This window comes from Sellimonas catena (assembly GCF_027924685.1).
In the GTDB taxonomy this organism is placed as follows: Bacteria; Bacillota; Clostridia; order Lachnospirales; family Lachnospiraceae; genus Sellimonas; species Sellimonas catena.
Genome location: NZ_BSBO01000012.1, coordinates 41,347 through 56,012 on the forward strand (window position 1 = coordinate 41,347; position 14,666 = coordinate 56,012).

Here is a 14,666-nt window from a genome sequence, read left to right on the forward strand (position 1 = left end):
CATTGGCTTATGTACCCGTACCCAAAGATTTAACCAAAGTCAAAACCAAGGTCATGTTCAATCTGACCCGAAGGCAGCTGGTCTGCTTTACCGCCGGGGCGCTTGTAGGCGTACCGCTGTTCTTTTTGCTCCGTGAGCCTGCGGGAAACAGCATGGCCGCCATGTGTATGATGCTGGTCATGATGCCCTTCTTCCTGCTGGCAATGTATGAAAAGCATGGACAGGGCCTGGAAAAGATCGTCGGCAACATTCTCAAAGTAGCTGTGATCCGTCCCAAGCAGCGTCCCTACCAGACCAATAACTTTTATGCCGTATTAAAGCGGCAGGAAATGCTCGATAAGGAGGTGTATGACATTGTTCACCGCAATGAAAAGCTGGCTGCGTCGGCTGTTCGGAAAAACCGAGGAAAAGACCATGCAGCCGGTAAAGACAAAGAAAAAGCTGTCCCGCGCCGATAAGAAGCAGATCGAAGCGGCCATCGCCCGCGCCAACCGCACGGACAAAAAAGGAAAATCGGCACAGGACAGTATCACCTATGAACGGATGTGGTCAGACGGGATCTGCCGCGTATCGGACAGCCACTACACAAAGACCATTCAGTTTCAGGACATCAACTATCAGCTCTCCCAAAATGAAGATAAGACCGCGATCTTTGAGGGCTGGTGTGATTTCCTCAATTATTTCGACAGCTCGATCCACTTCCAGCTGTCTTTTTTGAACCTTGCGGCATCGGAGGAGACCTTTGCAAACTCCATTTCCATCCCTCCCCAGGGGGATGCCTTTGACAGTATCCGTGAGGAATACACCACGATGCTGCAAAATCAGCTGGCCAGAGGCAACAACGGTCTCATCAAGACCAAATACCTGACCTTTGGTATCGACGCTGACAGCATCAAAGCCGCCAAGCCCCGTCTGGAGCGTATTGAGACCGATATACTCAATAACTTCAAGCGTCTTGGCGTAGCTGCCAGAACACTGGACGGTAAGGAAAGGCTTTCCCAGCTTCATGCGGTATTCCACATGGACGAACAGCTCCCATTTCAGTTTGAATGGGACTGGCTGGCTCCTTCCGGTCTGTCCACGAAAGATTTTATTGCACCAAGCTCCTTTGAGTTCCGCACCGGCAAGCAGTTCCGTATGGGCAAGAAATACGGGGCTGTTTCTTTTTTGCAGATTCTCGCACCGGAGCTGAATGACCGTCTGCTGGCTGATTTTCTGGATATGGAAAGTTCGCTCATTGTGAGTATGCACATTCAGTCGGTGGATCAGGTGAAAGCCATTAAGACGGTAAAGCGTAAGATTACCGACCTGGACCGCAGTAAGATCGAGGAACAGAAAAAAGCAGTCCGCGCAGGATACGACATGGACATCATTCCCTCTGACCTTGCCACCTACGGCAGTGAGGCGAAAAAGTTGTTGCAGGATTTGCAGAGCCGAAACGAGAGAATGTTCCTGGTCTCCTTTTTGGTGCTGAACACAGCGGACAATCCCCGTCAGCTTGGCAACAACATCTTTCAGGCAGGCTCTATTGCCCAGAAGTATAACTGCCAGCTGACCAGACTGGACTTCCAGCAGGAGGAAGGGCTGATGAGCTGTCTGCCTCTGGGACTCAATCAGATCGAGATCCAGCGAGGGCTGACCACCAGTTCTACGGCTATCTTTGTACCGTTCACCACACAGGAACTGTTTCAGAACGGCAAAGAAGCCCTGTACTACGGCATTAATGCTCTGTCCAACAACCTCATCATGGTGGATCGAAAGCTGCTGAAAAACCCAAATGGTCTGATTCTGGGTACACCGGGTTCCGGTAAGTCTTTCAGCGCCAAGCGTGAGATTGCCAACTGCTTTTTGCTTACCAATGATGATGTCATCATCTGTGACCCGGAGGCGGAGTACGCACCTTTGGTGGAACGCCTGCATGGACAGGTTATCAAGATCTCGCCTACCTCAACCAACTACATCAATCCGATGGACCTGAATCTGGACTATTCGGATGATGAAAGCCCGCTGTCCCTCAAGTCTGACTTTATCCTCAGCTTGTGTGAGCTGATCGTGGGCGGTAAGGACGGATTGCAGCCGGTGCAGAAAACCATCATCGACCGTTGTGTGCGTCTGGTCTATCAGACCTATCTCAATGACCCTCGCCCGGAGAATATGCCGATTCTGGAGGATCTATATAACCTTCTGCGTTCACAGGAGGAAAAGGAAGCCCAGTATATTGCCACAGCCCTTGAAATCTATGTAACCGGCTCCCTCAATGTGTTCAATCACCAGAGCAATGTGGACATCAATAACCGCATTGTCTGCTATGACATTAAGGAGCTGGGCAAGCAGCTGAAAAAGATCGGTATGCTGGTGGTACAGGATCAGGTGTGGAACCGCGTTACCATCAACCGTGCCGCTCACAAGTCCACCCGCTATTACATCGACGAGATGCACCTGCTTTTGAAGGAGGAGCAAACCGCCGCCTATACGGTGGAAATCTGGAAGCGATTCAGAAAATGGGGCGGTATTCCGACAGGTATCACCCAGAATGTCAAAGACCTGCTTTCCAGCCGTGAGGTGGAGAACATCTTTGAAAACTCCGACTTCGTGTATATGCTCAACCAGGCAGGCGGAGACCGTCAGATCCTTGCCAAGCAGCTGGGCATTTCCACGCACCAGCTTAGCTATGTGACCCACTCCGGTGAGGGCGAGGGCCTGCTGTTCTATGGCTCCACGATCCTGCCGTTTGTAGACCACTTCCCGAAGAACACCGAACTTTATCGCATTATGACCACCAAACCCCAGGAACTGAAAAAGGAGGATGAATGATGATGAACCCCAACATTTTGAATAGAACCCCGCTGATGTTTTTTGACAGGGCGGTAAATGCCCAGCGCAGCCAGCTGCTTACAGTCATGGCCGATGCGGTAAGTGAGTGCCGCACGGCGGCAGATCAGGCAGCCGAACTGAATGAGACCGGTCAGGTGGGGCTTCTCCGTCTGGCAGAGGTCTGGAGTGCCATCCGTGCCAAGGAAGGCATGGGCGGTCTGGTTCTGGAAGGAACCGAAGCGAAGATCCTGTCCGATGTGGTGGCACAGTTTTATGCCTACCTGTCCGGCTGTATGTTCAACGATCCTGTGGGGATGGCCATTTATGCAGAGCTGCACTACATGATGTCCTCCCTCATGCTGGGAGAATGGTTTGAATAAGGAACCGCGCCTGCGCTTTACCGATGAGGAACGGTCTGACCCAGCGCTGGAAAAGCCGATCTGTAAAGCGGAGAAAGCTGCGGCCAGAGCAGATAAGGCGCAGGCCAATATTCCAAAGAAAAAGGTCAGGCAGACGGTCATTGACCCGGATACCGGAAAAAAGACCTCGAAGCTGACCTTTGAGGACAAGAAAAAGCCACCCTCCAAAGTTTCTCAAGGGGTCAAGGAAGCTCCTGTCCATCTGGTCGCGGGCAAGCTCCACAAAGAGATCCGGGAAACAGAACAGGACAATGTGGGCGTGGAAAGCGCCCACAAGTCCGAGGAGGCGGTGGAGACCGGCGCTTATCTGGTGCGGGAGGGCTATCGCAGCCACAAGCTGAAGCCGTACCGCAAAGCAGCCCAGGCAGAGCGCCAACTGGAAAAGGCAAATGTAAATGTCCTGTACCAGAAATCCTTGCAGGAAAATCCTCAGTTTTCCAGCAATCATCTTTCCCGCTGGCAGCAAAAGCAGGCCATCAAAAAGCAGTATGCCGCTGCCAAGCGCACCGGTCAGACTGCCGGAAATACCGCCCAAGCTGCGTCCAAAACCGGAAAAGCCGCAAGGACGGTAAAAGAAAAGGCACAGCAGGCAGGGGCATTCGTTATGCGTCACAAGAAAGGCTTCCTGATCGCAGGGGTTTTGTTCCTCATCGCCTGTATGCTGATGAATACCATGTCCTCCTGTTCCATGATGGCGCAGAGCATCGGTTCCGTTCTCTCCGGCACCACCTATCCGTCAGATGACCCGGAAATGCTGGCGGTGGAGGCAGATTATGCAGCAAGAGAAGCCCAGTTGCAGGAGGAAATCGACAACATCGAAAGCAGCCACCCAGGGTATGACGAGTATCGCTATGACCTTGGCATGATCGGCCATGACCCTCATGAGCTGGCGGCATTTCTCTCTGCTGTCTTGCAGGGCTATACCCGACAAAGCGCCCAGGCAGAGCTGGCGCGTGTGTTTGCAGCACAGTATCAGCTGACGCTTACCGAGGAAGTGGAGATCCGCTATCGCACGGAGACCTCCACCGACCCGGAGACTGGCGAGACCACCTCAGAAGAAGTCCCCTATGAGTATTACATTCTGAATGTGAAACTCACCAGCAAGCCCATTTCTGCTGTGGCGTCGGAGTTATTGACCCCGGAGCAGATGGAAATGTATCAGGTCTACCGACAGACCATGGGCAATAAGCCGCTGTTGTTTGGCGGCGGTTCCCCTGATACCAGCGGCTCTGAAGATTTGTCCGGTGTGCAGTTCATTAACGGCACCCGCCCCGGCAATCCGCAGCTGGTGGAACTGGCGAAAAGTCAGGTGGGCAATGTGGGCGGTTATCCCTACTGGAGCTGGTATGGCTTTGACAGCCGCGTGGAATGGTGCGCCTGCTTCGTATCCTGGTGCTATAACCAGGCAGGAAAAAGTGAGCCGCGCTTTGCAGGCTGTGAGTGGCAGGGTGTTCCGTGGTTCCAGTCTCATGGACAGTGGGGCGCACGAGGATATGAGAACATCGCTCCCGGCGATGCCATTTTCTTTGATTGGGATCTGGATGGTTCCGCAGACCATGTGGGAATTGTTATCGGCACCGATGGCAGCCGTGTTTATACCGTGGAGGGAAATTCCGGCGATGCCTGCAAGATCAAAAGTTATGACCTGAATTATCAGAGTATCAAGGGCTACGGCCTGATGAACTGGTAACCGAGATTTTTTAGAAGGAGTGATAGACGATGGCAAAGAACAAAATTGAACGCATTGACCAGGAGATTACAAAGGTCCGCGAGAAGATCGCAGAGTATCAGGAAAAGCTCAAGGCGCTGGAGGTACAGAAAACCGAGGCAGAAAATCTGGAGATCGTCCAGATGGTGCGCGCACTGCGTATGACCCCGGCTCAGCTGAGCGCCATGCTGTCCGGCGGCACAGTTCCCGGCAGTTTTGCTGATGACAACAACGAACAGGAGGAAAACAGCTATGAGGAATAAAGGATTGCTCCGAACACTTTCCGCCCTTTGCCTGACGCTGGTTCTGGCATCGGGCTTTACCGTTCCCGCTTTTGCCCAGGGCGCAGCGCCGCCCCCGGCAGAGGATACCACCAATGACAGCAATGTGGTGGTGGAAGAACCCGAAAAAGCACCTCCGCTGACCCCGGATGGCAACGCCGCTCTGGTGGATGATTTTGGTGGCAATAAGCAGCTCATTACTGTTACGACCAAAGCAGGCAACTATTTTTATATCCTGATCGACAGGGCCAACGAGGATAAAAAGACCGCTGTTCACTTTCTGAACCAGGTGGATGAAGCGGATCTGATGGCGTTGATGGAAGATGGAAATGCCAAAGAGGAGCCACCTGCGGTGTGCAGCTGCACGACAAAATGTGAAGCAGGGGCAGTCAATACGGCCTGCCCGGTCTGTGCAACCGATATGAGCAAATGTACGGGCAAAGCACCGGAACCTCCGGCAGAAACACCGGAGCCGGAAAAAGAGAAGCCTGCCGGACTGAACCCGGCTGCGCTGGTCCTGCTGCTGGCTCTGCTGGGCGGCGGTGGCGTATTTGCCTACTTGAAACTTGTTAAGAACAAGCCAAAGACCAAGGGCAATGACAGTCTGGACGATTATGATTATGGCGAGGAAGATTCCGAGGAATGGGAAACCGAGGATGAGGAGTCGGACGAGCCGGATGCTGACGGGGGCAGCGCAGAAGAAGATGACGAGGACAGCGTGAAATGACCCGTTTCACAGACAGTCCCTATGAACGCATGATGACACGCAGGCCGGAGGGCGGGAAGGAAACTTCCCGTCCTCCCTCTTTGCCCCAAAGCCACCCCTGTTATGGCTGCGGAAATTATGGAAGCCCCTGCGTAGGAGTTTGCCACCGGGAAATGTCCCGATGGCTCAAGGAGAGGAGGAACCATCATGACTCAGTATAAATTGGTAATTGCCGAAAAACCATCGGTTGCACAAAGTCTGGCTGCGGTGATCGGCGCAACTGCCCGTAAGGACGGGTATCTGGAGGGAAACGGCTGGCGTGTCAGCTGGTGTGTGGGTCATCTGGCCGGTCTTGCGGACGCAGACAGCTATGACTCCAAGTACGCAAAGTGGCGATATGATGACCTGCCTATTCTGCCGGAGCATTGGCAGATGGTGGTGGGAAAGGATAAGAAAAAGCAGTTTGATATTCTCAAAAAGCTGATGAATGCCCCGGATGTGACGGAAGTGGTAAATGCCTGCGATGCCGGACGCGAGGGCGAGCTGATTTTCCGCAGCGTCTATGAGCTGGCAGGCTGTCAAAAACCGATGAAAAGGCTCTGGATTTCTTCGATGGAGGACTCCGCCATAAGGGAGGGCTTTGCAAACCTGCGCCCCGGTGCGGACTATGACGGACTTCGGGATGCTGCCCTCTGCCGTGCCAAGGCCGACTGGCTGGTGGGGATCAATGCCACAAGGCTTTTTTCCGTGCTGTATCACCGCACACTCAACATCGGGCGCGTTATGTCCCCAACGCTGGCGCTCATTGTCCAGCGAGAAGCTGAGATCGACACCTTTAAGCCGGTTCCCTTTTATACCGTGGCGCTGGAGCTGGCCGGTCTTACCGTATCCGGGGAGCGTATGGCGGATAAGACCGCTGCCGAGCAGCTGAAAGAAGCCTGCCAGGGTGCAACTGTCACAATCAAAAAGGTGGAGCGCAAGGAAAAGTCCGAAAAGCCGCCTGCCCTCTATGACCTGACTACTCTGCAAAGAGATGCCAACCGCCTGCTTGGATTTACAGCCCAGCAGACCCTGGACTATCTGCAAAGCCTGTATGAAAAGAAGCTCTGCACCTATCCCCGTACTGACAGCCGCTATCTGACCGGTGATATGGCAGACAGCCTGCCGGTGCTGGTCAATCTGGTTGCCAATGCTATGCCGTTTCGCAAAGGAATCGCCATTACCTGTGATCCGCAGACGGTCATCAACGATAAGAAAGTAACCGACCATCACGCAGTAATCCCTACCCGGAATCTCAAGGATGCAGACCTTTCTGCCCTTCCTGCGGGAGAAAAAGCGGTGCTGGAGCTGGTGGCCCTGCGTCTGCTGTGCGCCGTAGCCCAGCCCCATATCTATTCGGAAACCGTTGTGATTGCAGCGTGTGCCGGTGGGGAGTTTACCGCCAAAGGAAAAACGGTGAAGCACCCCGGATGGAAAGCACTGGAGGACGCTTACCGTGCCAAAATGAAGGATGCGGAGCCGAAAAAAGAGGGCGCAGAGAAAGCCCTGCCGGAGCTGACTGAAGGACAGACCCTTTCGGTTTCTGCGGCAATCGTCAAAGAAGGCAAAAGCAGTCCGCCCCAGCACTTTACGGAAGACACCCTATTGTCCGCGATGGAGACTGCCGGAAAAGAGGATATGCCGGAGGATGCCGAGAGAAAAGGTCTGGGGACACCGGCAACCCGTGCCGGTATTTTGGAAAAGCTGGTATCTGCCGGTTTTCTGGAACGAAAAAAGAGCAGGAAAACGGTGCAGCTTCTCCCTTCCCACGATGCAGTCTCCCTTATCACGGTTTTGCCGGAACAGCTGCAATCGCCGCTTCTGACTGCCGAGTGGGAGTACCGCCTGGGCGAGATCGAGCGCGGGCAGCTTGCCCCGGAGGAGTTTCTGGACGGGATCAGCGCCATGCTGGGAGACCTGGTGGGGACTTATCAGGTCATCAAGGGAACCGAGTACCTGTTCACCCCGCCCCGTGAGGTGGTGGGCAAATGCCCTCGCTGCGGCGGTGAAGTTGCAGAACTGCAAAAAGGCTTCTTCTGTCAGAATGATTCTTGCAAATTTGCAATCTGGAAAAATAACAAATGGTGGGCTGCCAAGAAAAAACAGCCGACCAAGGCTGTGGTGTCTGCACTGCTGAAAGATGGCCGTGTCCGTGTAACGGGCCTATATTCGGAGAAAACCGGCAAGCCCTACGATGCCACTGTGGTTTTGGAGGACGATGGACAGTACGCCAACTTCAAGCTGGAATTTGACCAGCGGAAAGGAGGCAGCCGATGAAGCTCTCTTTAGTGGAACGGGAAACCATTCTCCTCTATAACCAGGCGGAGCCAATGGCCAAGGTATATACCCACGATCCCCGTCTGATGGAGAAGCTGGAACTGCTGGCAAAAAAGCACCCCGACCAGATCACCCGAAAGGACGCCCATAACTTTACCGTTCCCAAGCGGTGTGTATCCGTCCGGGAGCCATACAGCGCCGAACGCCGCAAAGCTGCCAGTGAACGGGCCAAAGCTGCCGGATACCAGCCCCCTGTGAGAAAGTCCAGCAGTTAAGTTAAAGGCACATGGCAGAGAATGTATTTGAAGCAGTCAAGCAGTCAGTCAGCACCAGAGAAGCGGCAGCGCTTTATGGGATAAAAGTCAGGCGAAATGGCATGGCCTGCTGTCCTTTTCACGATGATAAGAACCCCAGCATGAAGGTAGACCAGCGGTTCCACTGCTTTGGCTGCGGTGCAGATGGGGATGTGATCGACTTTACCGCAAAGCTCTTTGACCTCTCCCCAAAAGAAGCTGCGGAGAAACTGGCACAGGACTTTGGCCTGATCTATGACAGTCAGGCCCCTCCCCGCAGGAGGTATGTCCGGCAGAAAACCGAGGCACAGCAGTTTCGGGAGGACCGGCAGCGGTGTTATCGCGTACTGTCCGATTACTACTATCTGCTGAAAAAATGGGAGATCGACAATTCTCCCAGGACACCGGAGGAAGAACCGCACCCCCGTTTTGTGGAAGCGATCCAGAAGAAAACCTATGTAGAGTACCTGCTGGACTTGTTTCTTTATGAAAGTGAAGAAGAACAAAAGGCATGGATTGCAGAACACACAGCAGAAATCACACACTTGGAAAGGAGATTGAAAATCATGGCTGAGAACAAACCCACCAACCGAGAGCGGCTAAGGGAAATCACGGATGGCATCGAGCAGGGCATCAAAGAACTGTTTGAGAGCGAAAAGTATATGCGCTATCTGTCCGTCATGTCCCGCTTCCACCGCTATTCGGTAAACAACACCATGCTTATCTATATGCAGAAGCCGGACGCCACTTTGGTAGCCGGATACAATAAGTGGAAAGACCAGTTTGAGCGTCATGTAAAAAAGGGCGAGCATGGCATTACCATCATCGCCCCCACACCGTACAAGAAGAAAATCGAGGAGCAGAAACTGGACCCGGATACCAAGGCTCCGATTCTGGATAAAGACGGAAAGATTGTTACAGAGGAAAAAGAAATCGAGATCCCCATGTTCCGCCCGGTCAAGGTCTTTGATGTGAGCCAGACCGACGGGAAACCTTTGCCGGAGCTTGCTTCCTCCCTTTCTGGCAATGTGCCAAATTATGAGGCATTCATGGAGGCCCTGCGCCGCAGTGCGCCGGTGCCGATCACTTTTGAAGCAATGGCCGCCGATACGGACGGCTATTTTTCTGCCGATCATCAGAAAATCGCCATTCGTCAGGGCATGAGTGAGGTGCAGACGGTTTCGGCCACAGTCCACGAGATTGCCCACAGCAAGCTCCATGACCCTAAAAAATATGAAATGCTACCGTCATGGAAGGTTGTGCTGGAAAGCGAAGGTGGAACCAAGCATGATTTCAAGCTGGATTTTGCCACAGAAAGAGAAGCTGAACAGTTTGCTTCTGATATGGATTGGCGCTATGTGGACGAAAATCAGTTTGAATGGCGTCTTGCAGTTGAGGAAGATCCAACCGCAGAAAAACAGGCAATCAAAAATCGCCACACGGAGGAAGTGGAGGCTGAAAGCATCTCCTATGCGGTCTGTAAGTATTTTGGCATCGAGACCGGAGAAAACAGCTTCGGCTATATTGCCAGCTGGAGTCAGGGCAAGGAACTGAAAGAGCTGAGAGCCAGTTTGGAGACCATCAATAAGACCTCCGGCACTTTGATCTCTGATATTGAGCGCCACTATAAGGAAATCTGCAAAGAGCGTGGAATTGACCCCAATACAAAAGCAGAGCCGGAAACCGCCCCGATAGAGCAGCCGACTGGCAATCTAACCTACTATGTAGCAGAGTGCATGGAGTTTCCAAACCTCGGAGAATACCACGATAACCTGTCTTTGGAGGAAGCTGTCCGCATTTATCAGGAGATTCCGGCAGAGCGAATGAACGGGATCAAAGGAATTGGTTTTGAGCTGAAAGACGGAAGCGACTATGAAGGACCTTTTCCGATTTTGACCGGGCAGACCATTGACCTGGACACTATTCAGGCAATCGACTATTACCGTGACAATCCGCTGGTACAGAAAGCAGTAAAGGAACTGGCTGCGGCCATGCCGGAAATGGAGGCGCTGGGGGCAGACGCCAACCAGCAGGAGGCTTTGTTTCTGATCGACGATGCCACCTATCTTCATATCCAGCCCTGTGACAGCGGCTGGGACTACACCCTTTACGATGCCGCGTCCATGAAAGAGCTGGATGGCGGTCAGCTGGATATGCCGGAGCTTTCCCGCATGAAGGCAGTTCTCCAGATTTGTGATGACAACGATCTGGACAGAGACTCTGTAAAATACGCACCGTTGTCCATGATTGAGACTTTGCAGGAAGCTGCCTACCAGCAGATGCAGGCAGAGGCCAGTCAGATGACTGCTTCTTCCCAGCTGCCGGAGGCACAGGAGCAGGCGCTGGATGAATACCCAACGCCGGATGAGCAGGTCTCCACACCGGATATGCAGAAATACGGTTACTCTTATGACGGGATGCTCCCTGTTACAAGAGAACGGGCGCTGGAACTGGATGCCGCCGGTTTGACTGTCTATGTGCTGCATGAGGACAATACGGAGAGCATGGTGTTTGACCCACAGGAGATCATGGATCATGGCGGTCTTTTCGGCGTAGACCGCGAGGAATGGGAGAAAAGCCCTCAGTTCCACGAAAAGGTCATGGAGCGTCAGGAACATCAGCAGGAACGAGAACAGGCATTTCTCTCCCAGAACAGAAACTGCTTTGCCATCTACCAGGTGAGCCGTGACGATCCGCAGAATGTGAGCTTTATGAATCTGGACTGGTTAGAGTCCCATGATGTTTCCGTAGACCGCAGCAATTATGACCTCATCTACACCGCTCCGCTGAGTGAGTCTGGCACTGTGCCGGAGCAGCTGGAAAAACTCTATCAGCAATTCAATCTGGAAAAACCCGTAGACTTTCACAGTCCCTCCATGAGCGTCAGCGACATCGTTGCGATCAAACAGGACGGTAAGGTATCCTGTCATTACTGCGACAGCGTTGGTTTTACCCAGATCCCCGGATTCCTGCCGGAAAATCCGCTGAAAAATGCAGAGATGGCCGTAGAGGACGATTACGGCATGATCGACGGCATCATCAACAATGGCACAAAAGAGCCTACGGTGGCAGAGCTGGAACAGCAGGCCCGAAGCGGTCAGCCCATTTCCCTGATGGATCTGGCAGTCGCCACCCATCGGGAGGAACGGGAAAAGAAGAAATCCGTTGTGAACCAGCTGAAAAGCCAGCCCAAAGCAGAACACAAAAAGACAGCGCAAAAAAAGAGCGCAGAAAGGGAGATTTGATATGGGAAACTTTACTTTTGAGGAAATGAACCTGATGTGCATTTACAATACCGGCAGCCGCACCGGGCTGATTGACAGCCTGCATGAAATGCGCGGCGAGCTTTCGCCGGAGGAAACGGAACTGAGGGAGCTGACCGACAGCGCCCTTACGAAGCTTTGTGCGATGACCGATGAGGACTTTGCCGAGTTGGAGCTGTACCCGGATTTTGAACAGTAAATTTATCGTACCAAGATGACATAGTGAGAGAAATTGTCCGAAGAAAAGGCGGTTTCTCTCACATTTTTACAAAAGCCCACTATACTTAGAGAGATGGATGAAGTATAATGTAAGCAATAAATAAGAATTTTCCGAATAGCCTAAATGAAACCGTTGGTTGACACTTTTCCAAGCATAGGTGGTGGTAATGCAACTATAAAAAATGCTATGATTTTGCAAAAGGGAAAGGAGAATTGACGATGAATATAGCAGACAGAATACAATATTTACGAAAGCAAAACGGATACTCACAGGAGGAACTTGCTGATAAGGTTGGCGTATCAAGACAAGCTGTATCAAAATGGGAAAGTGAACAAAGCACACCAGATTTAGAAAAAGTAATTATTATGAGTGAACTTTTTGAAGTCACGACTGATTATATTCTTAAAGGGATAGAACCAGTATCAACAACGAATAGAAAGACTATAAGAACATTGTATGTAGGCTTTGCTTTAATATTTGCAATCATAGCAGGAATATGGTCTTTTGCTGCAAATAGATTTAATTATGATGAAATCATTCTAATTACTTTAGCAGGTGGTGTTGTTGGTTTTGGAATAGCTCTAATTGTTCAGGTAATAGGTGGTATGATTTCAAATAAGAAACAATAGTGAAAACGAAAATTCCAGTTTGTAGAACTGGAAAATTTGAATTTTGGAGATGCCTATGAACAAGTTTTTGAATGATATAAGAAGTGCAGAAAATCCCATATCTAGTAATAGAAAAATTATAAATACCATAGCTGTATTGTTCCTTGGAATAGCTTTGGGGACTTTTTCAAAATTTTTGGATTTTCGTCAAGTTGAACTTCCAAGTGTGCTTATGGCAATAGATGGAGCATTAGATGTTCATAATTTCCTTGGGCGTTTTGCAATTTGGGTATTGATTGCACTGTGTATTTCTATTTATAGTAATTCTGCAATAAGAGCAAGCGTCAATGTTTTTGCATTTTTTGTCGGTATGGTTACAAGTTACTATTTGTATTCAAACTATGTTGCAGGTTTTTTCCCAAGGAGCTACGCTATGATTTGGTTTGGCTTTACCATTATTTCTCCGTTCTTGGCATTTGTCTGTTGGTATGCGAAAGGGAAAGGCAAACCAGCATTTATGCTATCAATATTGATTTTAGCAGTATTGTTTAACATGACTTTCGTATATGGATGGGGATATTTCGAAGCACTCTCTGTTTTAGAATTGGCAGTCTTTATTATTGGACTTACTGTTTTGAGGAGGGACACATTGAGAAGTTCTGTGCTAATGGGAACAATTAGTATAGTTCTTGCATTTTTACTTGATATGGTCATTCCATTCCATTTTGGATAAACAACTTACAGTTTGTATAACCAATAGGTTGACCAGAATTTAATATTCACAGTTTCACCCAGCAGGAAATCTTTTAGGTTTCCTGCTTTTCTTTTACCCAAAACCGAAAGGAGGACAGAATACCATGCCAACCAAAGCTGAACTTTATGCACAGATGGCGGACAAGGTGGCAACGCAGCTCACGGGGAGCTGGCAGGAATGGGCAGGGTTTCTCACCACTGCTTCCCGACTTTACAAATACCCGTTCCATGAACAGCTGATGATCTACGCCCAGCGACCGGACGCCACCGCCTGTGCAGAGTACGATTTGTGGAATGAAAAGATGGGCCGGTATGTAAGGCGATGTGCATTTACAATACCGGTAGCCGCACCGGACTGATCAACAGCCTGCGTGAGATACGCGGCGAGCTATCACCGGAGGAAACGGAACTGAGGGAGCTGACCGACAGCGCCCTTACGAAGCTCTGTGCGCTGACCGATGAGGACTTTGCCCAGCTGGAGCTGTACCCGGATTTTGACCAGTAAATTTATCGTGCCGGGATGACATAGTGAGAGAAACTGTTCGATGGGAAGGCGGTTTCTCTCAATTCTTTACAAAATCCCACTATACTTGGAGGGATGAATGAACTATAATGTAAGCAACAAATCGGAATTTTAAAAAGGAGTGTGATGACCATGATTTTTGATTTTGAGCCTTGGCAATTAGATATTGATATTGACTTAACTAAACAATTATATAGAAGTTGTAAAGGAGACTTTGTATGGGTAGAAAAGAAATAACAACAAAAGAAGATTTAATGAAAGTAATAGAATTATTCGAAAATACTGGAATTACATACTGGTTGGATGGCGGATGGGGTGTAGATATTTTAGCTGGTAAACAAACAAGAATTCATAGAGATATAGATATAAATTTTGATGCTCAACATACGGAAAAATTGTTAAATGTGCTTTTGAATCTGGGCTATAAAATTGATACAGACTGGAAACCGGTTAGAATAGAGTTATATAGTGATGAACTTGGTTACTTAGACATTCACCCGTTCGTTTTAAATGAGGACGGAACTTCAAAACAAGCTGATTTAGAGGGTGGATGGTATGAGTTTGAAAAAGATTACTTTGGTAGTGTTTTTTTTGAAGGCAAAACAATTCCTTGTATATCTTTAAAAGGCCAAAAAGTTTTCCATTCAGGTTATGAATTAAGAGATAAAGATAAGCATGATATTTCAATTCTTGAAAGTTTATCAAAATAACATCGCTGTAATTTCTAAGATAAATTGCAGTTTGTATAACCAATAATAATTT

15 protein-coding genes and 1 pseudogene are annotated in these 14,666 nt (G+C 50.1%); all 16 read left to right on the forward strand.

Annotation, left to right across the window (positions count from 1 at the left end):
• Positions 1-2 precede the first annotated feature (2 nt).
• The 16 genes and pseudogenes from Selli1_RS07085 to Selli1_RS07160 all read left to right on the forward strand — a co-directional run bounded on the left by Selli1_RS07085 (position 3) and on the right by Selli1_RS07160 (position 14,614).
• Positions 3-458, forward strand: a complete 456-nt coding sequence (locus tag Selli1_RS07085; RefSeq protein WP_257345896.1) for a PrgI family protein — start codon at positions 3-5, stop codon at positions 456-458.
• Positions 415-2,814: a VirB4-like conjugal transfer ATPase, CD1110 family gene (locus Selli1_RS07090; RefSeq protein WP_257345924.1), complete on the forward strand. Its 2,400-nt coding sequence runs from the start codon at positions 415-417 to the stop codon at positions 2,812-2,814. The genes Selli1_RS07085 and Selli1_RS07090 overlap by 44 nt, the downstream gene beginning before the upstream one ends.
• Entirely contained in the window at positions 2,814-3,194 is a 381-nt protein-coding gene (locus tag Selli1_RS07095; RefSeq protein ID WP_425609797.1) for a DUF3851 domain-containing protein, read from the forward strand. Before Selli1_RS07090 ends, Selli1_RS07095 begins: the two co-directional genes overlap by 1 nt.
• Positions 3,187-4,923 carry a C40 family peptidase gene (locus tag Selli1_RS07100; protein ID WP_257345899.1) on the forward strand — a complete coding sequence of 579 codons (1,737 nt, stop codon included), beginning with the start codon at positions 3,187-3,189 and terminating at the stop codon, positions 4,921-4,923. Before Selli1_RS07095 ends, Selli1_RS07100 begins: the two co-directional genes overlap by 8 nt.
• A 29-nt stretch (positions 4,924-4,952) precedes the next feature.
• On the forward strand, positions 4,953-5,204 hold the full coding sequence (locus Selli1_RS07105) for a DUF4315 family protein (protein ID WP_118043074.1): 252 nt from the start codon (positions 4,953-4,955) through the stop codon (positions 5,202-5,204).
• Positions 5,194-5,949 carry a DUF4366 domain-containing protein gene (locus tag Selli1_RS07110; protein ID WP_257345906.1) on the forward strand — a complete coding sequence of 252 codons (756 nt, stop codon included), beginning with the start codon at positions 5,194-5,196 and terminating at the stop codon, positions 5,947-5,949. The genes Selli1_RS07105 and Selli1_RS07110 overlap by 11 nt, the downstream gene beginning before the upstream one ends.
• Positions 5,946-6,149: a hypothetical protein gene (locus Selli1_RS07115; protein WP_032554567.1), complete on the forward strand. Its 204-nt coding sequence runs from the start codon at positions 5,946-5,948 to the stop codon at positions 6,147-6,149. The genes Selli1_RS07110 and Selli1_RS07115 overlap by 4 nt, the downstream gene beginning before the upstream one ends.
• Positions 6,136-8,244 (forward strand): type IA DNA topoisomerase, encoded by a 2,109-nt coding sequence (locus tag Selli1_RS07120; RefSeq protein WP_257345908.1) that lies wholly within the window; start codon positions 6,136-6,138, stop codon positions 8,242-8,244. Before Selli1_RS07115 ends, Selli1_RS07120 begins: the two co-directional genes overlap by 14 nt.
• Positions 8,241-8,519, forward strand: coding sequence for an immunoglobulin (locus Selli1_RS07125; RefSeq protein ID WP_257345910.1), 279 nt, complete (start codon positions 8,241-8,243; stop codon positions 8,517-8,519). Before Selli1_RS07120 ends, Selli1_RS07125 begins: the two co-directional genes overlap by 4 nt.
• An 11-nt stretch (positions 8,520-8,530) precedes the next feature.
• Positions 8,531-11,782 (forward strand): YodL domain-containing protein, encoded by a 3,252-nt coding sequence (locus Selli1_RS07130; RefSeq protein WP_257345913.1) that lies wholly within the window; start codon positions 8,531-8,533, stop codon positions 11,780-11,782.
• A 1-nt stretch (position 11,783) separates the two neighbouring features.
• A complete protein-coding gene (locus Selli1_RS07135) occupies positions 11,784-11,999 on the forward strand; it encodes a transposon-transfer assisting family protein (protein WP_006777627.1) in 216 nt (71 codons plus the stop codon).
• 239 nt (positions 12,000-12,238) lie between these two features.
• Complete coding sequence (locus Selli1_RS18765) at positions 12,239-12,649, forward strand: helix-turn-helix domain-containing protein (protein ID WP_009265988.1); 411 nt, start codon at positions 12,239-12,241, stop codon at positions 12,647-12,649.
• A gap of 55 nt (positions 12,650-12,704) precedes the next feature.
• Entirely contained in the window at positions 12,705-13,361 is a 657-nt protein-coding gene (locus Selli1_RS07145; protein ID WP_257346956.1) for a hypothetical protein, read from the forward strand.
• A 124-nt stretch (positions 13,362-13,485) separates the two neighbouring features.
• Positions 13,486-13,704, forward strand: a pseudogene (locus Selli1_RS07150) (hypothetical protein); the annotation flags it as partial.
• On the forward strand, positions 13,704-13,886 hold the full coding sequence (locus tag Selli1_RS07155) for a transposon-transfer assisting family protein (RefSeq protein ID WP_101695369.1): 183 nt from the start codon (positions 13,704-13,706) through the stop codon (positions 13,884-13,886). The pseudogene Selli1_RS07150 and the gene Selli1_RS07155, both read left to right, overlap by 1 nt.
• A gap of 236 nt (positions 13,887-14,122) precedes the next feature.
• Positions 14,123-14,614, forward strand: a complete 492-nt coding sequence (locus tag Selli1_RS07160) for a nucleotidyltransferase domain-containing protein (protein ID WP_009263190.1) — start codon at positions 14,123-14,125, stop codon at positions 14,612-14,614.
• Positions 14,615-14,666: the final 52 nt, after the last annotated feature.

Coding starts and splice junctions, on each gene's coding strand:
- Selli1_RS07090 (WP_257345924.1), top strand. CDS start 415: ATGCAGCCGGTAAAGACAAAGAAAAAGCTGTCCCGCGCCGATAAGAAG.
- Selli1_RS07095 (WP_425609797.1), top strand. CDS start 2,814: ATGATGAACCCCAACATTTTGAATAGAACCCCGCTGATGTTTTTTGAC.
- Selli1_RS07105 (WP_118043074.1), top strand. CDS start 4,953: ATGGCAAAGAACAAAATTGAACGCATTGACCAGGAGATTACAAAGGTC.
- Selli1_RS07110 (WP_257345906.1), top strand. CDS start 5,194: ATGAGGAATAAAGGATTGCTCCGAACACTTTCCGCCCTTTGCCTGACG.
- Selli1_RS07115 (WP_032554567.1), top strand. CDS start 5,946: ATGACCCGTTTCACAGACAGTCCCTATGAACGCATGATGACACGCAGG.
- Selli1_RS07120 (WP_257345908.1), top strand. CDS start 6,136: ATGACTCAGTATAAATTGGTAATTGCCGAAAAACCATCGGTTGCACAA.
- Selli1_RS07125 (WP_257345910.1), top strand. CDS start 8,241: ATGAAGCTCTCTTTAGTGGAACGGGAAACCATTCTCCTCTATAACCAG.
- Selli1_RS07130 (WP_257345913.1), top strand. CDS start 8,531: ATGGCAGAGAATGTATTTGAAGCAGTCAAGCAGTCAGTCAGCACCAGA.
- Selli1_RS07135 (WP_006777627.1), top strand. CDS start 11,784: ATGGGAAACTTTACTTTTGAGGAAATGAACCTGATGTGCATTTACAAT.
- Selli1_RS18765 (WP_009265988.1), top strand. CDS start 12,239: ATGAATATAGCAGACAGAATACAATATTTACGAAAGCAAAACGGATAC.
- Selli1_RS07145 (WP_257346956.1), top strand. CDS start 12,705: ATGAACAAGTTTTTGAATGATATAAGAAGTGCAGAAAATCCCATATCT.
- Selli1_RS07155 (WP_101695369.1), top strand. CDS start 13,704: ATGTGCATTTACAATACCGGTAGCCGCACCGGACTGATCAACAGCCTG.
- Selli1_RS07160 (WP_009263190.1), top strand. CDS start 14,123: ATGGGTAGAAAAGAAATAACAACAAAAGAAGATTTAATGAAAGTAATA.